The 17,711-nt window shown below is 52.0% G+C and carries 20 protein-coding genes, 2 tRNA genes and 1 pseudogene; 11 read left to right on the top strand and 12 right to left on the bottom strand.

Going from position 1 to position 17,711, the window contains the following annotated elements:
- Both EV12_RS14900 and EV12_RS14905 read left to right on the top strand, forming a co-directional pair.
- The coding region (locus EV12_RS14900) for a hypothetical protein (protein ID WP_193742168.1) at nucleotides 1-312 on the top strand (312 nt) is incomplete at its 5' end.
- A gap of 50 nt (nucleotides 313-362) precedes the next feature.
- Entirely contained in the window at nucleotides 363-563 is a 201-nt protein-coding gene (locus tag EV12_RS14905; RefSeq protein ID WP_052039613.1) for a hypothetical protein, read from the top strand.
- Nucleotides 564-645: 82 nt separating this feature from the next.
- On the opposite strand, the gene EV12_RS06250 is transcribed toward EV12_RS14905, so the two are convergent.
- The 4 genes from EV12_RS06250 to psbO all read right to left on the bottom strand — a co-directional run bounded on the left by EV12_RS06250 (nucleotide 646) and on the right by psbO (nucleotide 5,379).
- Nucleotides 646-1,332, bottom strand: a complete 687-nt coding sequence (locus EV12_RS06250) for a bifunctional 4-hydroxy-2-oxoglutarate aldolase/2-dehydro-3-deoxy-phosphogluconate aldolase (protein ID WP_036913472.1) — start codon at nucleotides 1,330-1,332, stop codon at nucleotides 646-648.
- The gene (ftsH3, locus tag EV12_RS06255) at nucleotides 1,316-3,163 is read right to left on the bottom strand and encodes an ATP-dependent zinc metalloprotease FtsH3 (protein WP_036913475.1); all 1,848 of its coding nucleotides are present in this window, start codon (nucleotides 3,161-3,163) and stop codon (nucleotides 1,316-1,318) included. The genes EV12_RS06250 and ftsH3 overlap by 17 nt, the downstream gene beginning before the upstream one ends.
- 45 nt (nucleotides 3,164-3,208) lie before the next feature.
- Nucleotides 3,209-4,381, bottom strand: coding sequence for a sulfate adenylyltransferase (sat, locus tag EV12_RS06260; protein ID WP_036913478.1), 1,173 nt, complete (start codon nucleotides 4,379-4,381; stop codon nucleotides 3,209-3,211).
- 158 nt (nucleotides 4,382-4,539) lie between these two features.
- Complete coding sequence (gene psbO / locus EV12_RS06265) at nucleotides 4,540-5,379, bottom strand: photosystem II manganese-stabilizing polypeptide (protein ID WP_036913864.1); 840 nt, start codon at nucleotides 5,377-5,379, stop codon at nucleotides 4,540-4,542.
- Between the two features lie 131 nt (nucleotides 5,380-5,510).
- Between psbO and EV12_RS06270 the strand changes: the two genes are divergently transcribed.
- Nucleotides 5,511-5,813 carry a hypothetical protein gene (locus EV12_RS06270; RefSeq protein ID WP_036931186.1) on the top strand — a complete coding sequence of 101 codons (303 nt, stop codon included), beginning with the start codon at nucleotides 5,511-5,513 and terminating at the stop codon, nucleotides 5,811-5,813.
- Here the strand turns inward: EV12_RS06270 and coaBC are convergent.
- Both coaBC and isiD read right to left on the bottom strand, forming a co-directional pair.
- On the bottom strand, nucleotides 5,786-7,072 hold the full coding sequence (gene coaBC / locus EV12_RS06275; protein ID WP_036913484.1) for a bifunctional phosphopantothenoylcysteine decarboxylase/phosphopantothenate--cysteine ligase CoaBC: 1,287 nt from the start codon (nucleotides 7,070-7,072) through the stop codon (nucleotides 5,786-5,788). The two genes, EV12_RS06270 and coaBC, sit on opposite strands and share 28 nt — an antisense overlap.
- Complete coding sequence (gene isiD / locus EV12_RS06280) at nucleotides 7,062-7,301, bottom strand: protein IsiD (RefSeq protein WP_036913487.1); 240 nt, start codon at nucleotides 7,299-7,301, stop codon at nucleotides 7,062-7,064. Before isiD ends, coaBC begins: the two co-directional genes overlap by 11 nt.
- Nucleotides 7,302-7,359: 58 nt before the next feature.
- On the opposite strand from isiD, the gene EV12_RS06285 reads away from it, so the two are divergent.
- From EV12_RS06285 to EV12_RS06300, 4 genes are all read left to right on the top strand, one after another.
- Nucleotides 7,360-7,432 (top strand) — tRNA-Ala (locus EV12_RS06285).
- Between the two features lie 280 nt (nucleotides 7,433-7,712).
- The gene (locus tag EV12_RS06290; RefSeq protein WP_011131171.1) at nucleotides 7,713-7,913 is read left to right on the top strand and encodes a hypothetical protein; all 201 of its coding nucleotides are present in this window, start codon (nucleotides 7,713-7,715) and stop codon (nucleotides 7,911-7,913) included.
- A 169-nt stretch (nucleotides 7,914-8,082) separates the two neighbouring features.
- The gene (locus tag EV12_RS06295) at nucleotides 8,083-8,424 is read left to right on the top strand and encodes a DUF565 domain-containing protein (protein ID WP_011826981.1); all 342 of its coding nucleotides are present in this window, start codon (nucleotides 8,083-8,085) and stop codon (nucleotides 8,422-8,424) included.
- 79 nt (nucleotides 8,425-8,503) lie between these two features.
- A complete protein-coding gene (locus tag EV12_RS06300; RefSeq protein WP_036913490.1) occupies nucleotides 8,504-10,015 on the top strand; it encodes an NAD(P)/FAD-dependent oxidoreductase in 1,512 nt (503 codons plus the stop codon).
- Here the strand turns inward: EV12_RS06300 and EV12_RS06305 are convergent.
- Both EV12_RS06305 and EV12_RS06310 read right to left on the bottom strand, forming a co-directional pair.
- Nucleotides 9,958-11,004, bottom strand: a complete 1,047-nt coding sequence (locus tag EV12_RS06305) for an aspartate carbamoyltransferase catalytic subunit (protein ID WP_036913492.1) — start codon at nucleotides 11,002-11,004, stop codon at nucleotides 9,958-9,960. The two genes, EV12_RS06300 and EV12_RS06305, sit on opposite strands and share 58 nt — an antisense overlap.
- Nucleotides 11,001-11,669 carry a DNA-3-methyladenine glycosylase gene (locus tag EV12_RS06310; protein WP_081939902.1) on the bottom strand — a complete coding sequence of 223 codons (669 nt, stop codon included), beginning with the start codon at nucleotides 11,667-11,669 and terminating at the stop codon, nucleotides 11,001-11,003. Before EV12_RS06310 ends, EV12_RS06305 begins: the two co-directional genes overlap by 4 nt.
- Before the next feature lie 59 nt (nucleotides 11,670-11,728).
- Here EV12_RS06310 and EV12_RS06315 point away from each other — a divergent pair, with 59 nt between their 5' ends.
- A complete protein-coding gene (locus EV12_RS06315) occupies nucleotides 11,729-11,986 on the top strand; it encodes a Nif11-like leader peptide family natural product precursor (protein ID WP_052039525.1) in 258 nt (85 codons plus the stop codon).
- A 502-nt stretch (nucleotides 11,987-12,488) separates the two neighbouring features.
- On the opposite strand, the gene EV12_RS06320 is transcribed toward EV12_RS06315, so the two are convergent.
- Nucleotides 12,489-12,920, bottom strand: coding sequence for a hypothetical protein (locus EV12_RS06320; RefSeq protein WP_152562353.1), 432 nt, complete (start codon nucleotides 12,918-12,920; stop codon nucleotides 12,489-12,491).
- Between the two features lie 62 nt (nucleotides 12,921-12,982).
- Here EV12_RS06320 and EV12_RS14635 point away from each other — a divergent pair.
- Nucleotides 12,983-13,183: pseudogene (locus EV12_RS14635) on the top strand (Nif11-like leader peptide family natural product precursor); the annotation flags it as partial.
- A gap of 501 nt (nucleotides 13,184-13,684) precedes the next feature.
- On the opposite strand, the gene EV12_RS06330 reads toward EV12_RS14635, so the two are convergent.
- Entirely contained in the window at nucleotides 13,685-14,686 is a 1,002-nt protein-coding gene (locus EV12_RS06330) for a DUF481 domain-containing protein (protein ID WP_036913495.1), read from the bottom strand.
- Between the two features lie 583 nt (nucleotides 14,687-15,269).
- Here EV12_RS06330 and EV12_RS06335 point away from each other — a divergent pair.
- Entirely contained in the window at nucleotides 15,270-16,058 is a 789-nt protein-coding gene (locus EV12_RS06335; protein WP_036913497.1) for a creatininase family protein, read from the top strand.
- Nucleotides 16,055-16,348, top strand: a complete 294-nt coding sequence (gatC, locus tag EV12_RS06340; protein WP_036913500.1) for an Asp-tRNA(Asn)/Glu-tRNA(Gln) amidotransferase subunit GatC — start codon at nucleotides 16,055-16,057, stop codon at nucleotides 16,346-16,348. Before EV12_RS06335 ends, gatC begins: the two co-directional genes overlap by 4 nt.
- Here gatC and crtR read toward each other — a convergent pair whose 3' ends face one another.
- On the bottom strand, nucleotides 16,349-17,386 hold the full coding sequence (gene crtR, locus EV12_RS06345) for a beta-carotene hydroxylase (RefSeq protein ID WP_036913503.1): 1,038 nt from the start codon (nucleotides 17,384-17,386) through the stop codon (nucleotides 16,349-16,351).
- Nucleotides 17,387-17,432: 46 nt separating this feature from the next.
- A tRNA-Leu gene (locus EV12_RS06350) sits at nucleotides 17,433-17,514 on the bottom strand.
- Nucleotides 17,515-17,711 lie beyond the last annotated feature (197 nt).

Here is a 17,711-nt window from a genome sequence, read left to right on the forward strand (position 1 = left end):
GCGGAAGCTTTGGCAGCAGAGGTTTTCTTCGCGGGGGCTTTAACAGCAGAGGCTTTCTTCGCGGGAGCTTTAGCAGCAGAGGCTTTCTTCGCGGGGGCTTTAGCAGCAGAGGCTTTGGTAGTCGAAGCCTTCCTTGCGGGGGCTTTAGTAGCAGAGGCTTTCTTCGCAGGGGCTTTGGTAGTCGAAGCCTTCCTTGCGGGGGCTTTAGTAGCCGAAGCATTAGTCGTACTGGATTTCCCTGCAGACTTTCCAGCAGGCCCCTTCTTTGCAGGAGTCTTACTCGTTGATTTACCTGGACCGCGACTGCGATGAGTTAGCACCATGGCCCACTCATCAGCAGTGAGATTAGAAGGCTTGCTGCCATGGGTATTGGCGAGCTTGGCAGCCTTTTCGATGTCCTTGATCAAATTGGTCCAGGAGGTCGCAAAACGCTTATCCGACTGAGACTTGGCACCGCTTTCAACCAAGGTTTCCACTACCCCAGCTGCACTCACCTTCTTACGGCGACGATTAAAGATCTCCTTCTGAAGCTGTGCGATAAGAGCATCGGCTTTAACGCTTAGCTTGATGGTTAGCTGAGACATTGAAGAATAAATAGCTATCTTATATGTAGCATCTCGATCAAATGTCAACAAATAGTCGAAGTTAGGCTGTCGTTGCTGGAGGCTTCAAATAAGCCTGCAATGCAGGGTCAAGCTGCCCCTGTTGAACCAGCCCACGCCCAAGAGCAACAGCGTCATACCCCGCATTAAGCCAGGGGATGAAGTCTTGAACCGTAAGCCCACCAGCGGCAATCACAAAGGGCAAAGAGTCCATCGGTCCAGCCAACTGACGCCAGTAATCAACCCCCAAAACTGATGCAGGGAACAACTTAACGAGCCGGCATCCACAACGATAAGCCTGCTGAATCTCAGTAGGAGTAAACACCCCAGGCACAAGGAGCTGATGCATTTCCCGCGCCTTCTGATGAAGGTCGGGATCCCAATATGAAGTCATGGCATAAGCAAGGCCTAGCTCTGCCACAGACTGCAAGGCTTCTGGACAGCTAATAGAGGCTGCTCCCAGGCAGAGCCCTGCAAAGCACTTCTGCACCTCCTTCATCAAAGACATCCAACCAGGATGAGGAGACCAGGCCAGCTCCACATGCCGAACTCCGAGAAGATGCAACTGCTCGAAAACCGCAAACAAAGAAGCTCTGGAGCTAGATCCCTCAAGATCGTCGTGCTCGCTACGCAATACCACAACCAAAGGCTGGGCCCGTAGTGAGGCTATCAAGACCTCTTGCCTATCAAGCCAGAGGCAATCACCAGAGCGCTCAGACGTATTCGGCAACCCTTACATCGCGTCGGATCAACAATTCCTGCAAATCCTGAGCATCAACAGTTTCCTTCTCTACAAGCAAATCAGCCAACTCATCAAGAACAGAACGATTCTCGATCAATACTTTGGTGGCACGCTTGTAAGCCACATCAACAAGATCAGAGACCTCTGCATCGATAATCGCTGCAGTGTCTTCAGAGAAATCGCGTTCAGAGGCGATGTCACGGCCAAGAAACATCCCTCCCTGAGACCGCCCCAAGGCGACCGGACCAAGCTTGTCGCTCATCCCGAACCTCGTGACCATCTGCCTGGCAACCTGAGCGACCTGTTGAAGGTCATTTGATGCACCAGTGGTCACCTCGTCTTCGCCGTAGACGATTTCTTCTGCAACTCGACCACCCAGAGCAACAGCCATCTGGTTCTGCAAATAAGCCCTGGAATAGAGGCCCGACTCCATCCGCTCCTCACTCGGGGTGAAGAATGTGAGACCACCAGCCTGACCACGAGGAATGATGGAAATCTTCTGCACCGAGTCGTAATCAGGCATAAGGGCTCCTACCAGGGCATGACCAGACTCGTGATAAGCAACCAGTTGCTTACGCCGTTCACTCATGACACGATCCTTCTTCTCAGGACCAGCCATGACCCGCTCAATGGCGTCGCTAATCTCGTCATTGCTCACTTCTGTGAGCTCACGACGCGCTGCGAGGATTGCCGCTTCATTGAGCAAGTTGGCAAGATCAGCCCCTGTGAAGCCTGGTGTGCGCCGCGCCACTTTGTCGAGATCAACATCCTTGGACAGGGTCTTATCGCGGGCATGCACATTGAGAATCTGCAGGCGACCGGTGTAATCAGGGCGCTCCACAACAACCTGTCGGTCAAATCGACCAGGGCGCAGCAACGCCGAATCGAGCACATCAGGCCGATTGGTGGCCGCCACGATGATGATGCCGGTATTGCCCTCGAAACCATCCATTTCAGTCAGCAGCTGGTTAAGAGTCTGCTCACGCTCATCGTTGCCACCGCCAAGGCCAGCCCCCCGCTGCCGACCCACCGCATCAATTTCATCAATGAAAACAATGCAAGGAGCGTTCTTCTTGGCCTGCTCAAATAGGTCACGGACTCGACTGGCACCAACCCCAACAAACATCTCGACAAACTCCGAGCCTGAAATCGAGAAGAACGGCACCGCCGCTTCACCAGCCACTGCTTTGGCAAGCAGTGTTTTGCCAGTTCCGGGAGGGCCTACAAGCAGAACTCCTTTGGGGATTTTTGCGCCAACAGCAGTAAATCGATCTGGGTTTTTGAGAAAGTCAACGACTTCGGTAAGTTCAAGCTTTGCCCCTTCGATCCCAGCAACATCACTAAAGGTGACCTGAGTGGACGGCTCCATCTGAACTCTGGCCTTGCTCTTGCCAAAATTCATGGCAGGGTTGCCACCACCGCCACCACTCTGAGAACGTCGGAAGAGAAAGAAAAGTCCGCCCAATAACAACAAGGGAAAAATCAAACTTCCGGCGGCCTGTTGCCAAGCACCTGCCTGGCGGGTTGGTTGAACAGCAATATCAACGTTGTGATCCGTTAACAACTTCAAAAGGTCCTTGTCAGGGGCAAGGTTGACATCCGCGCGTCGACCATCGCTTTCAACAACCTGAGCGGTGGCCTGGTCGGGGGAAATCAGCACCCGACTCACTTGGTTGTCCTGAACTGCTTCAACGAATTCGCTGTAGCGGAGAGTCTCCCGCTCAGTCGTGCCAGGTTTGCCGAGGAAGGCCGTGCCGACCACGACAACCACGACCACCAGAAGAACGTAAAGACCTACGTTGCGCCAGCGTTTATCCAAGATTCTCCTGCCTGTAATGAAAGAATGTTATTCGGGCTTAGGGAATCACGTGGCTCGCAGCACCTCAACCACGCTACGGAAGGCGAACCACTCAGGGATCTCCTCGCCACTTCTCAACATCTTGCGAAACTGCGTACCGCTGAGCTTCTTGACATGTAATCCACGAGCCTCGGCATGCTCGGCAGTGACGTAGCCCTCCTCTTCAGTGAAAACAAGATTCAACGAGGGGACCGTTTCCATTGCTAGCTCTACTGCACATTCCTGTGCAAAGTTCTGCGCGTCGTAAGGGCCATAGAAGTCATCGCCGCTAAGGGAGGACTTACATCCGGCCATATCACGACCGATGATGAAATGGGTACATCCATAATTGCGGCGAATAATCATGTGTTGCAGGGCTTCGCGAGGACCTGCCATATGCATGGCATAGGGAAGATAGGCCCAGCGAATGCGGGGATTATCTACCTCAGCAGCCAACCGCTCATAGGTCTGAAAACGTACTTCGCCAGGGATATCATCCTGCTGAGTTGGTCCACAGGTGGGATGCACTAGCACAACAGCGTTCTCGCTCACATTGCTGGCATGCAAGGCCCTCGTAAACAACTCGTAGTGAGCGCGATGAATGGGATTGCGACACTGAAAGGCAACAACGTCCTCCCCAGCAGGAAGTTCCGCCCGAACCTGAGCAGGGCTCTTGCAAGGGAAAATACGCTTAGGCAACTCCAAACCCTGCAAGGTGCCCCCGAGATAAAAGCGCTTGCGTTCAGTGGCAATCATGCGCACAGCGGGATGTTCCAGGGAGGTGGTGCCATAGCAACCTTTGGCTTCCACCACCTTGTCGGGCTCCCATTTGTCCTCTACTTGAAGAACTGCCAAATCCTGACCCTTGTAACTCAGCAACACCCGATCACCGATCGCTACATCCTCTCGATCGGTATCCATCACGATTGGCAGGCCGAAAAGATAGCCGGAAAGAGTGCGATGGCCTGAAACAACAGCGTCATAGTCACCCTGATGCATAAAGCCCCGCTCAGGCGAAAAGCCTCCAACGACAAGCAACTCCAGGTCGCAAGCATTGCGATCGGAGCACTCCAACACATGGTTTGCACTTGCCTTGACAGCTTCCTGCTGATCAGTAGCCACCATCAAATCCACCAGTTTCCCTCCATAGGGAGCGATCACGCCGGGAGACTGGGCAGATGCAGAGGGACTGGCAATCATGACAAGCCTTGGGATGCCGGGAGATTCTCCCAGACGGATGGTTCTTATCAGCTAAGACCAGGCCCGACTAAACCATGCTCAAAAAAAAAGGGGCCCTTAGGCCCCCTTGAAAAAGTATTCAGTTGATTGGACTTGGGGAACGATGAGAAGTGTTCTAATCAGCCCTTGCGGCCATAGAGGACCCCAGAGATCTTGAGATCACGAGCTTCCTTAGAACCCATATCTGTATCAGCAGACTGGAGTGCGACGAAGGTGCCAGCAAATTCATTAGAGCCAGCGTCAACACTATCGACTGAGAGGGTGATTTGACCCTTGTCATCGATATAGCGCTTGACGTTTTCAGTCTGGAGATCCTTGTCATCACCACCCAATGCAACGAGGCCTTGGGCATAGTCAACACCTGTAGTCAAAGCACGACTTTTGGGATCAAGGAAGTTACTAGTGCGGTAACTAGGTGTCCTTGTTGTGCCTTTGAACTCAGTACCAACCGAGATTGAAGAACTGTTTGAATCCACCTGCATGTCTTTAGCGGAGAAGACAAAAGGCACTTCCTCACCATTAGGAGCGAGAACGGTGATTAGCGAAAAATCAATACCACCTTTTTCAGAGAAGGAGCCAGAACCAGAAATGTCTCCGAAAACCTGCTCAATTGTGGTGTTATTGGATGGGCTGATGATCTTTGTTTTAGCGAAATCAGCTTTTTTACGCTTTGTAGGCGAAACCTTCACAAACACCTCAGTGGGTTGCAAGCAGATGTCGCTGAGAGTATCGCCAGAACCAATGCTGATGGATCCACTTGAACCAGCGGCGATGGTTGGGCAATCGTTTGCTCTACCGGTATTAACGATGTTGCCAAAACGTGCATTAGAGCGTTCATTGCCAACAACGAAATCGCTATTGCCCGCGCCATCTGTGATTGCGGCGGAGACACTGCTTGGGGCAGCTACAAAGGTGAGACAGAAAGCCAGCACCAGGGCCAGCAAAGGACGAAACAGCATGGGAAGAAGCCGAAAGGCCAGATAACTGCGGGATGAACCGCCCAAAATGATCGTTTGGATCCTACAGGGCACAAATAGGCGTTACGGCTAGCCTCTTGCACCTCTCAACAACCCGTCGCTTACCGAGCTCAGTGACCACCCATAACGAAGACGCCATAAAAGGCCGTATAGCCCCACTGATGGCTGAACTACGAGAGGTGGCCAATGAGCTCAAACAGGCAGAGACCCTGCTGGCATTACTGCGGGAGATTGAAACGATCCATCGCGATATCCAGGAAGGTCCCTTTCGCCAAAGCTTGCCGGAAGACCGTCAAGACCTTTACACCCTGCTTCGAACCATGGAGAAAAGCGGAGGCTGGCCATATATCCCAAGGCTGCAACTGCGCACTTTCATCGATCTACTTGGTCAAGATGGCGTCGAAATCACCACCTGAACCTCCAAAATGGCATCCAGCAACTGATGCGCCAATGCCAGCTTGGACGTAACAGGTAAAGAACGGACGCTGCCACCGGCAGCAAGCAACCAACCACCATTGAAATCCTCCTCAAAACCCTGACCAGGGCGATCAATCGGATTCGCCATCAGCAGATCACAGCCTTTGCGAAGACGCTTTTCCTCACCAAGCTGCTGAATCTGAGCTTCATTACCAGTTAGTGCAGCAAAACCAAGCAGAACCTGACCAACTGGTCGCCTTAAAACGAGCTCGGCTAGAAGGTCAGGGACTTGCTCCCAGCCCTGACCAAAAGACTGAAGCAAACAATCCTTCGAAAGTTTCTCCGTCTGAGCACGGTTAACCCGACGTACGTCCGCAACCGCCGCCGCCATCGCCACTGCATCTGCTTTGGACTGCAGCTGCGCCAGCATGTCCTGCATCTCATCTGCGCTGGTCACTGGATAGGCCGCCAACCCCTCCAACCAAGCAACAGGCAGTTTCAAAGGACCATGCACCAAATCCACCTGGGCACCCCGTAGCCGCGCTGCCTGCGCCAGCAACACCCCCATGCGGCCGCTGCTGCGATTGATCAACAGCCTGGCTGGATCCAAAACCTCCACTGTCGATCCAGCGGTCACCAACAACCTTCTCCCTTGCCAATCGCGTTGCAGCCTGCCCGTCTCATCAGCCTGCAAAAGCCCACTCACCGCAGCCAGCTCAATCAACTTCGGATCGACCATGCGGCCATCCCCGATCCGATCACAGGCCAGCAGCCCAGATTCAGGTGCCAATGGCAGCACTCGTGGATCAGTCTGCAACTCTTGCCAGTTCCGCCTCACGGCAGGGTTGGACCACATGGCAGTGTTCATTGCTGCCGCTGCAAGCACCGGCCGTTCACAGGCCAGCAACAAACTTGCCAGAAGCCCCTCTGCAAGCCCCTGCGTCCAGCGGGCAAGACTCGTTGCACTTAAAGGAGCCACAATGACAAGCTCAGCCCATTCAGCCAGGGCCACATGTAAAGGATGAGGCTCGCTCGAATTCCATTGATCCTCATCCTGGTAGCAGCGATGCCTACTAAGACTGGCCAGAGCAACAGGGCTGACTAGACGAGCAGCACTAGGCGTCACAAGACAACGCACCTCAGCGCCGGCCTTGATCAGAGCACTCACCAGCAATGGTGTTTTAACAGCCGCGATACTGCCAGTGACTGCTACAAGCAGACGGCGACCCATAAGAGGGCGTGCCGCCTCAATCTTCATCGAAGGGTTCCTGATCGATCAGATGCACGTATGGAGCTGTCAGCTCAGGGCGATGAATCGCCAAAGCCCTCAATAGATGCCAATCGCCCAACCCGGCAAAGGGCGTGGGGTAATCGTCATCTTCAAGACGCCTAGCGAGGACCGCAGTTGCCTCATCATCAAAGGCCTCAAGACGTTCTGGAGTAATCGCACCAGCAATATCCATGGAAAGCACCTTGGAGTTCCGCATGGAGTTTGCTCAAGCAAGGAGCAGCTTCATTCTGCCTGGACGCTAGGTTCCTGCCGCTGGGGAATTAGCTCAGTTGGTAGAGCGCTGTGATCGCACCGCAGAGGTCAGGGGTTCGAATCCCCTATTCTCCATTCAGGTCTCAACGAGATCGATTGCTATAGAGAGGCTTGTCATATGCAAATCCGCTTAGACAAGTCCTAAGGCCATGGAGTTTCCTCTTCGAAGTATCCGTAAGCACAAACATCAGATCCTGATTGGACTGGCAGGTCTTGTCATGATGACCGTGATAACACGTCCTTCAGCCCTACTCACATTTGCCTTAATTGCCCTTGCAGGAAATCTGACATGCGGGCGCAAGCACTCTTTGACAGTCCATGCGTTAAAAGAGAGTGAAGAAGGATCTGGTCCTCAATGTCGCAATCAAAACGTGAACAGGTGGTGAGTCATCTTCGCTACATCCGCCAAGAGCTACGAGAAATGCACCAAGGAGTCATGGAAGATGGCCTTCTCCCCGAAGCAGGTGAGGTGCGTGGAGTGATGGCACAGATGGAGGCTCTGCTTGAGCTACTCGAAGGCAAGTCATCGCGTAAAGCCAAAGCCGAAGCCAGTTAATCGCCCAGATCACTTGCCAAACTCTGCCTAGCAAGCTTTTTTATTCAAATCCACTAACTATTGGAGAGAATGAAGACACATAGGCCACAAGTGTTGCAAAAGGGTCTGGCAGGATTCCAGGCTGGGTGATGGGGGGTTCAACTCAGTCCAACCCTGCCAGTTTTTACTTATGCCCCAACAGCTTCAGTTCACTCGCTTTCAACGCAGTGTTGGTCAAGCAGGAGAGCGACTGGAATTTTGGGCTGTGAACCCATGGCGGAGAAGCTCATTGTTTGTGATCGTTTTATTAATAACCTTTCTGTTAGGCAGCTCGGTTGGAACGATCAGTGGCGCGTTAGACCTCATGGACCCCATCGGAGCCCTTCTCACTGTCGTGATTTGGGAAGTGATGGTGCGATTACGGCGCCAGTGGCCTGCTCCCAAACGGGCCGTTCTGGCACGCCAATTATTAGACATGGCAAGGATTGGTCTGCTTTACGGCCTGCTCCTAGAAGGCTTCAAGTTGTTGTGATCTAAGTGAGAAGCATGACCTCAAAGGAAATTGCCAACATGCTCCATATCCTTCAAGCAACACCATCCTCAGAGGGAGCATGGGCAAAGACCACTTCTTCCTCGAATTAGAGCCACCAGAAGAACGCCTACGCCGTGCACCCCATGTTGTGATTATTGGCGGTGGGTTTGCAGGAGTGCGTGCTTGCAAAGCTCTCGCCAATACAGAGGTGCGCGTCACTCTGATCGACAAAAGAAATTTCAACCTCTTCCAACCCCTCCTCTACCAAGTCGCTACAGGCCTTGTCTCCAAAGGAGATGTGGCCACCCCCCTACGCCAATTGGTTGGCAGGCAATTCAATGTGCAAGTTCTGCTCGGTGAAGTCACCCAGCTCAATCCGCAAGACAAACAGATCGTTTTCAATAACAAAAGCTTGAGTTACGACTACCTCGTGCTCGCTACCGGCTCTGGCAGCACCTACTTCGGGCATGAGGAATGGCGCAGCTTTGCTCCACCGATGAAAATCCTTGAGCACGCCGAAGAAATCCGGCGTCGACTCCTGATGGCGATGGAGCAGGCCGAACAAACACCCGACCCCAACGCCCGTCAATTCCTACAGAGCGTCGTGATTGTGGGTGCAGGGCCCACTGGCTGCGAGATGGCAGGAGCCGTATCTGAGTTAATGCGCAATGCCATGCGCCGTGAATTCAAACAACTCAATCCGGACCAAACCAAGATCTACTTGGTTGATCCTGGCGAAAGGGTGCTGCGCGCCATGCCTGAAATGTTGTCGAAATCAGCCCGCACGACTCTCGAATCACTCGGTGTAGAAATGATTTTCAAAGGCAGGGTGCAGTCCATGCAACCCGGCGAGGTAATGATTAGCACCCCGAATGGTGATCAGTATCTTCAGGCCGCAACCGTGATCTGGACAGCTGGCGTGCGTCCTTCGCACCTTGGCCGCAATTTGGCCGACTCGATCGGTTGTGAACTCGACAAGGGGGGGCGAATCGTTGTGGAACCAGACTTTTCCGTTGCCGGCCATCCCGAAATCCGAGTCGTTGGAGACCTCTGCTCCTATCGGCACACAACCAATCAGACACCCCTACCTGGCATGGCCGGCCCAGCTACGCAAGCCGGCGGATTTGTAGGCAAAGACATCGCTGCACTAGTGAGCGGGTCATCCCGGCCAACATTCAACTGGTTTGATTTCGGCAGCATGGCGGTTCTTGATCGTGTAGCAGCGGTGGCAGATCTGCGTGGCTTCAAATTCTCAGGAGGGATTGGCTGGATGTGCTGGGCTCTTGCCCACTTGGCCTTCATGCCCAACCCAGAGAACCGCATCACGCTGCTTTTTAAATGGTTAGTAGCCGTGGTGTCTCAACAACGCTCATCGATGCTGCTCACGGGAATGCCCAGCCAGCACATCGACATTGATGCCCCAGATGCTCATTTCCCAATGCAGCCTGGTTTAGGCCCCTCAATCGCAGCACCGGACGCAGCACTACAAGCCGCCATGAAGTACTACAGCACTCAGATCGCAGGCATAGCTTCTCAGCCAATGGCTGCTAAGGAAGGATCTGGGGAAGAATCAACAGCTGCCATCAAATAAAGCAAGGCCATACGGATAGGAATGCCATTGCGCACCTGCTCTTCGACAAGGCTGATGGAGTGATCATCCAGTAATGATCCACCCAACTCAACCCCTCTGTTCACAGGCCCAGGATGGAGCAGAGGTACAGGCTTCCCGCATAACTTGAGGCGCTCGTGGGTGAGCCCATAATCACGATGAAAGCGGTTTAGATCAGTAAGCAAATGCTGATGCATCCTTTCCTTCTGCAACCTCAAAGTCATCACCGCATCCGCACCAGGCAAAGCCTCCTCAAGGGTTCGCACCACCTCCACACAACCACGATGTTGAACCGGGTCATGGGCCTGACCAGGAGGTGGCGCCTCGACAAAAGCAACAAAATCTTGAGGAACCAGGCTCGGCGGACCACACAACACAACATCTGCACCGCAGGCAGTGAGTGCCCAAAGGTTGGAACGCGCCACACGTGAATGGAGAACGTCTCCAACGATCACGATCCGCTTGTCCTGAAGAGCTTCAGGCAGAGGGTGATCCGGATCAAAATGATGGGCAAGTGTATAGAGATCAAGCAATCCCTGGCTGGGATGGCTATGCAACCCATCGCCACCATTGAGCACAGCCGTGCGTTCGCCTGAACGATCTAAAGCACAAGCAAGCTGTTCGGGAACACTGGTCGAGCTATGACGCACCACCAGCACATCAGCGCCCATGGCTACATAGGTGCGCGCTGTATCAAGCAAAGTCTCTCCCTTACTGAGTGAACTGCTCGCTGGAGTAAAACTCTGCACATCAGCCGAAAGACGCCGCGCCGCCAACTCAAAGCTGCTTCGGGTGCGAGTACTGGGCTCAAAAAACAACGTTGCCACCAAACGCCCCTGCAACGCCGGCAACTTGCGCGCACCCGTGACAGGCATGGAGCGGAAGCGATGCGCTAGCTCCAGAACAGAGCTGTAATCCTCAAGGGAGAAGCTGGCCAGATCAAGGATGTGTCGATGGGACCAACCGCTCATTGGCCATCATTGGCAACAGGAGCCCAGGCTTGTTGCAAAGGCGGAGTGCGATCTCCCTTGGCACGGCGACTAATGCTGCGACAGTTCTTGAGATACCAACGCCAAGGAATGTCTTGTCCTTGAGAGATACCGATCCTGGTTGTGCTCACAATCGTTGGCGTACCGAAATCAGCCGGCCTAGGTGCCAGCCACAGGTCATTCTCTCCTGTGACGGCTCTTCTGTCATCGGAGCGATCCAAACCAAAACGACGCGCCAATAAAGCGGGACCCGCAGCGACGCGTTCCGGTTCATCCGGAAGTGCAATCGCCCTCAACAAAACACCATTAGCCCATTCAGAGCGATCCGTAACCACATTCACGCAGTGGTGAATGCCATAACTCACATACACATAGAACCGCCCAGGCTCACCAAACAGCGTTTCGTTTTGCGGTGAGCGGCGGCGATAGCCGTGGCAGGCGGGCTCTGCCTGGGAATACGCCTCCGTTTCCACAATCACACCCCAGAGCAAGCTTTCATCGGCTTGGCGTTTCACCAAGCGGCAGCCAATCAATTCGGGGCCCACCACCTCTGCAGGGCGGCAGAAGAAGGATTGAGGCAGAGCTGGGAAATCCTTGGTGATGTGCTGGGTGGCTATGGGGGTGGCTGGAGCAACAACCTTCTTCACCCAAGTCTGACAACGCTGCTTGGAGGAAGGACAATTGAATTATCTACATTCTTTCCCTGATGTCAGAAGAGCAACTCAAAGCATTCCTTGAAAAAGTCAAAGCTGACACCAGCCTTCAGGAGAAGCTGAAAGCAGCTGCTAATTTTGATGCAGTTCTTGCGATTGCGAAAGAGGCTGGGTTTATTATTTCTGCTGATGAAATTAACCAAGCTCAATCCGAACTTTCAGAAGAACAACTTTCAGAAGAAGAGCTGGAAGGCGTGGCTGGGAGCTGGAAGGCGTGGCTGTCTTTCAGACAGAAAATTTGTTTTTATTAATGGAAGCTGCAGAGACTCGGTGTGTTATGAGCAAGCTTATTATGAGCAGAGAATGGAGATATGGCGTAGGCGAGGGAGAATAAAGTGGGAGAGTGCAACTGGGGATGGGATTGGAGAATATAATAAGAAAACGGGGAAGTGGGAGAGTTAGCGGGTGCAACTGGGAACTTTGGAGGAGCGGGGATCCGGTTAGCTAGTTAGCTAGTTAGCTCTTTCTGGTTATACTTTGTGACAAGAAAAGACAGGACTAACACAATAAGAGAACTGTATGTATAAAAATGATGAAAAGCTTACTCACCCCCATTGCCCCTGCAGTGACAGGGGTTTTTTATTGCTTTAATTACCCCATACCCACCATCAATCAGCATCCGATACCTGGCACCACTGACAACAAAATAGTCATAGCTTTCACCCATCTAGTCGTCTAATCCATCCACAAAAAATACAAGGCAGAGCAAACAAAGCCTCAGCTTTCTTTAGTCCTACATCTATTCATATCCCCTCAACGCAACTGCCAAAACCTTCGCTCCCTATCACCATCACGGATGCCATTGGCTCGTCTAAATCTCAGCGCCACCTGATGCCACTCCTCTGGGATTTGATTGAGCCGAACATCAAATGCAAATGGGAGTTGCTGTTGCCCTGGTGAGACCCGTTTCTTCTTGCTTCTGTTGCTCCTGCTGCTCTGAACCAATCGCTTCAGCATCCTTGAGCCCCAGTGGCACTTGGCTGCTCCTTTGGCGTGATGGCGATACGTCCGAGATAACGCCCAAAGCAGGCTTCCATCCGCTTGGCGTTTCACCAACCGGCAGCCGATGAGGTCAGGTCCAACAACTTCTGCAGGACGCCAGAAGAAGGATTGAGGTAGTGCTGGGAAATCCTTGACGATGTGCTGAGTGGCTATGGGCGTGGCTGGAGCGACAACCTTCTTCACCGAAGTCTGAACAACGCTGCTTGCACAAGAGACAATGAAATGAACGAAGCCCTTTCGCTCAGATGTCAGAAGAGCAACTCAAAGCCTTCCTGGAGAAGGTCAAAGGTGACACCAGCCTTCAGGAGAAGCTAAAGGCAGCTGCTGATTCAGACGCAGTTCTAGCGATTGCGAAAGAGGCTGGCTTTAGCATCTCTGCTGATGACTTTGGGAACGCTCAATCAGAGCTTTCTGAAAAGGAGCTGGAAAGCGTGGCTGGTTCCGGCGGGCTGGCGAGTGTGCTAGGTATTTGTACGCGCGGGCGGGTCGGGGTTGGTTGCCAACATAACCTATCTGCATTGGAGAAACGCGCCTTTGGGATGTGCAACGCGCCTTCAACCTATAAAACGAGGCCGGGGTGTCCGGGGTATGCCCAACATATGCGGGGTAAGTAACGCGTCAATCAGCCTTCAATACCTGGCACCACTGACAACAAAATAGTCATAGCTTTCACCCATCCAACCGCCTAATCCATCCACAAAAAATACAAGGCAGAGCAAATAAAGCCTCCGCATTCTTTAGCCTTACATCTACTTATATCTCCTCAACGCAACTGCCAAATACTTCGCTCCCTATCACCATCACGGATGCCATTTGCCCGTCTAAATCTCACCGCAACCTGATGCCAGTCTTCTGGAATTTGATTGAGCCGAACATCAAATGCAAATGGGAGTTGCTGTTGCCCTGGTGAGACCCGTTTCTTCTTGCTTCTGTTTCTTCTAGAAGAATTAAAACTCTGTGCCGAGTTTAAAATTAAATGTATTATTAATATCAGGTGAATGAAGAGCACTATAAATTAGTCGAGCCACTAAAGACATATAAAATTTAGAGTTTTTGGAAGGGAAAAACTTTAGCGTACCACTCAAATCATTTCCTGCCGCCATGCCATTGACGAATGATCCTGTCAACTGATCATTAATTGACAGGCGAAATTGCTCATTCACATCCCATTCTATGGCAGCCCCTATTGTTCCAGATGGAATGATCTCACCGCAATATTTTTCCAATGCAATTCCATCCGAAACGTAATCACCTGTGCTGCAACCAGAGCCACCATCAAACCAGATCAGAGAAGGGCCTAAAGAGACTCTCAGAGATAATTTCTTATTATCTAAAACCTTATAGCCAACACCAACTGAAAAAACATTCGTGTTAACGCCAACATCATTGAGAGCATTGTAAGTGTAATCTGTGGAGGCATATGTACTCCATTTGGGAGAAGGTAAAGTTCTGTCATAGCGAATAGAGAATGCGCCTTGATTCGTATCAATCGTTGACACACTTTCAGTATCTACACTCTTATCAAAGTCAAAGCTCGCTGAAGCATTCAACTCATGATCCGTTCCCTTGAAACGAGTGGACGCCGAAAGAGAATAGCCAAATGACAAATCATCTCCCGTATTCGATCCATCAATGCCAACATCAACCGAGCTGAGCCATCGCGATGGAGTGGGCTCTGGTTTAATGAAAGAGGTATCAATCTCAATGCGACCAAAATAAGGACTAAGAAGGACTTTCACCTTATTGCTACTTTCTTCTGGCAAGTACTCGCCACTGACCACATCTCCGTTAATCAGTTTAAATGTAAGATTTTCAGCTCGTGCATATTGAGGCACAATCATTGCACCAATGGCAGCAAAAGCATAAACCCTCTTAGCCAGCAAGGATGAAAGATAGGTCAAAGACAGGTCAAGAACACGGTCAATACTATAAACGAAAACACCTCTCATGTAAGCCTTCTAAGCTCAGAGACTAGCCCTTATATAATAAATTCACATGTTCACTATCAGCTCAAAATCTGAGTTCACTGCTGCAGAGATCTGAATTAGATTCAAAAGAATTGTCCTTAAATATTCAACTAAAACCACAAGCAACAGGCCCCAGCATGGCAAATAAGCCTGGAACGAACCATTCCAATCAAGAACTCATGCATCACCATTGCAAGAGAAAACCCCATCATAAAAGTGAACCAATTAAGGCAAACGCTCTATAGCCATCAACTGCCGACAGAGTCCATGACTTCACAATCTGCGAGGAGAGCTCTTATTCCCTCTCTTACCGTTGATTAATATCGCCAACACCTTCATCCAAAGATTGGATCTCTGATCGATCCGCTTCCTTGAACAACTGAGCCGAAATTTTTACGCCCTACAGGCAGCTTGAAAAGCATCAGGAACTAAAGCGTCCTCTGATTTAGCTACACATTTCTTTCGTGGCCGCCATGCTGTTGTTCAGAACCCAAGGTTGCGACAACAAGACCATTGGTTCAACAGCAGCACCTAATAATCCCTCGTCAAAGCATCCCTCCCCATCATGTCCTTCACCCTGCCCGGCGCCGTCAGCAGCGTCGACTCCATTCGCCTAGCCCTGCGTAGCTGGCCAGAAGTGGACGACTATCTGAACCATTGCCAGGGCGTGATCCTGCCAATTGGATCCACCGAACAACATGGACCCACTGGCGCGATTGGCACCGATGCACTCACGGCTGAAGCAGTAGCTCTTGAAGTCGGCCGTCGCACAGGGGTGCTTGTCACACCGACCCAAGCCTTCGGGATGGCTGAACACCATCTCGGTTTCGCCGGAACGATGAGCTTAAAACCCGCCACTCTGCTCGCATTGATCCACGATCTCGTGATATCCCTTGCCAACCATGGCTTCGAGCGGATCTTTGTGATCAACGGGCATGGCGGCAATATCGCCACCACTAAGGCCGCCTTTGCCCAGGCCTACAGCAGCGCAATCAGCAACGACCTTCCCGTGGCATCCAAACTGCGATGCAAACTGGCCAACTGGTTTATGGCGGGCTCTGTCTTTCGCGCAGCCAGAGAGTTATATGGCGATCAAGAAGGCCAGCACGCCACTCCCAGCGAAATTGCTCTCACCTTGCACATAGAACCCAGTCTGCTCAGCAAACAACGGCCTCTACCGGAGCCAGCCCCTGCAGGACCAATCCACGGCCCGGAGGATTTCCGCCGACGGCATCCGGATGGCCGCATGGGCTCAAACCCCTACCTCGCTAAGCCAGAGCATGGTGCCTCATTGCTAGAGACAGCGGCTACCGCGTTGAGCGAAGATCTAACAAGCTTCCTTACCGCAGCATGAGCAAGATCACCGCCAAAGACGTACGCAAAGTGGCCCAGCTAGCTCGCCTAGACCTGCCAGATGATCAGATCGCGACCTATACAGAGCAGCTAGAGAAAATCCTTGCTTACGTGGCCCAGCTTGAAGAAATTGACACCGCGAACGTAAAGCCCACCACTCGAGCAGTAGAAGTGGTGAATGTGACGCGTACTGACGAGGTGTCTGCGACTCCAGTACGCGAAGAACTGCTAGATCTTGCCCCTCAACGCGAAGGCGACTTCTTCAGAGTGCCAAAGATTTTGGCCGAATAATCAACGCTTCTTGGGTTCTGGCAAGACAGCAGTGCGATGCAACAAAGCAATCCAGCGTCGCCGCCAGCGGCGGCTGGGTATCAATTTGGCTAGTGGACGCATCTTGCTACGACGTGCTGTGTGGCTACGGACGCCCAAAACGATGTCATAGAGAAAATTAAACCCATCGGCTCTACTTTCAAAAAATCCGAGTCGCTGAGGTGATCCCCTGGCATCCAATAGAGGTTTTGTTGCTTCGTAGGCCGGCTTATACTCAAACCAGGGAATAGACGGCCATAAATGATGAACAAGATGATAATTCTGACCCATAATTAACCAATTCATCATCCTGCTTGGATATACTCTGGCGTTATGCCAACGGTCCCGTGCAGTAAAGGGACGATGGGGCAAATAGTCAAAGAAAAGGCCCAGGGTGACCCCAACCATTAAGGCAGGGCCAAACCAACAATTATAAACAAAATTCATGAAGTCAAAATGAAGACCAGCAATCACAATTGAAACAAAAAAACCTCGCTCAAGTCCCCACTGCATCAGCTCAAAGCGACGCCATAAACGTCGTTGAAAAAAGAAATATTCATGATAGAAAAACCGCGGCGCAATCAACCAAAGCGGGCCAAAAGTGCTAACAATGTGATCCGGATCATTGTTGGGATCATTCACATGTGAGTGATGCTGAAGGTGCACTCTTGTGAACACAGGAAAACTAAAGCCCAGTAAAATTGCTGAACCATGACCCATGGCCTGATTAATCCAAGGATTCGGATGAGCCGCCTTATGACAAGCGTCATGAATCACCGTGCCTTCCATATGCAAGGCGAAGAACGCCAACGCCACCAGAACTTGTAAAGGCCAATCACCAAAACACCACTGCCAAATCGTTAGAGCCGCCAAGCCATAACCGCCCAGGAACAATCCCACCGTGGGATTCCAAGGGGAAGGCGGATCGAGGTACTCCTTCGGCACCGTTAGCTGTTGAGAAGCCGACTTGGAGCTGGCTTCAGCCTCAACAGGATCCGGGTTGGAGAGTACCTGAGTCATGAAATGGAAACATACCCCCTGATCAAACCAAGGGCTTTAAAAAGGATGCCCACCGGGGGACTTGAACCCCCACGACCTAAGCCACTGGTACCTAAAACCAGCGCGTCTACCAATTCCGCCAGATGGGCACGTACTGAACTCTAAACACCACTCCAGAATGGGCCTACACCGTTGTGCCAAAGATGCTGGCCACCCTCCTCGGGGAGTTCTCTCTCCTGCTCGGCCTGGCAGTACTCCTGCTACCGCTGCTTGCCACTGAACTCAGTCGCCCCCGTGACGGGCTGTGGGGAGCTGTGGTGCTCATGCTGGGGCTGGGGCTGATCAC

Origin of the sequence: Prochlorococcus sp. MIT 0701 (assembly GCF_000760295.1) — a bacterium.
Classification (GTDB): domain Bacteria; phylum Cyanobacteriota; class Cyanobacteriia; order PCC-6307; family Cyanobiaceae; genus Prochlorococcus.

Excerpts from the sequence above, each read along its gene's own strand:
- EV12_RS06315 (WP_052039525.1), top strand. The coding sequence starts at position 11,729 with ATGTCAGAAGAGCAACTCAAAGCATTCCTTGAAAAAGTCAAAGCTGAC.
- EV12_RS06305 (WP_036913492.1), bottom strand. The coding sequence starts at position 11,004 with ATGAGCGGTTGGTCCCATCGACACATCCTTGATCTGGCCAGCTTCTCC.
- isiD (WP_036913487.1), bottom strand. The coding sequence starts at position 7,301 with ATGCGGAACTCCAAGGTGCTTTCCATGGATATTGCTGGTGCGATTACT.
- EV12_RS14905 (WP_052039613.1), top strand. The coding sequence starts at position 363 with ATGGGTATTGGCGAGCTTGGCAGCCTTTTCGATGTCCTTGATCAAATT.
- EV12_RS06295 (WP_011826981.1), top strand. The coding sequence starts at position 8,083 with ATGCCCCAACAGCTTCAGTTCACTCGCTTTCAACGCAGTGTTGGTCAA.
- coaBC (WP_036913484.1), bottom strand. The coding sequence starts at position 7,072 with ATGAAGATTGAGGCGGCACGCCCTCTTATGGGTCGCCGTCTGCTTGTA.
- EV12_RS06300 (WP_036913490.1), top strand. The coding sequence starts at position 8,504 with ATGGGCAAAGACCACTTCTTCCTCGAATTAGAGCCACCAGAAGAACGC.
- EV12_RS06335 (WP_036913497.1), top strand. The coding sequence starts at position 15,270 with ATGTCCTTCACCCTGCCCGGCGCCGTCAGCAGCGTCGACTCCATTCGC.
- psbO (WP_036913864.1), bottom strand. The coding sequence starts at position 5,379 with ATGCTGTTTCGTCCTTTGCTGGCCCTGGTGCTGGCTTTCTGTCTCACC.
- EV12_RS06290 (WP_011131171.1), top strand. The coding sequence starts at position 7,713 with ATGTCGCAATCAAAACGTGAACAGGTGGTGAGTCATCTTCGCTACATC.
- crtR (WP_036913503.1), bottom strand. The coding sequence starts at position 17,386 with ATGACTCAGGTACTCTCCAACCCGGATCCTGTTGAGGCTGAAGCCAGC.
- sat (WP_036913478.1), bottom strand. The coding sequence starts at position 4,381 with ATGATTGCCAGTCCCTCTGCATCTGCCCAGTCTCCCGGCGTGATCGCT.
- gatC (WP_036913500.1), top strand. The coding sequence starts at position 16,055 with ATGAGCAAGATCACCGCCAAAGACGTACGCAAAGTGGCCCAGCTAGCT.
- EV12_RS06330 (WP_036913495.1), bottom strand. The coding sequence starts at position 14,686 with ATGAGAGGTGTTTTCGTTTATAGTATTGACCGTGTTCTTGACCTGTCT.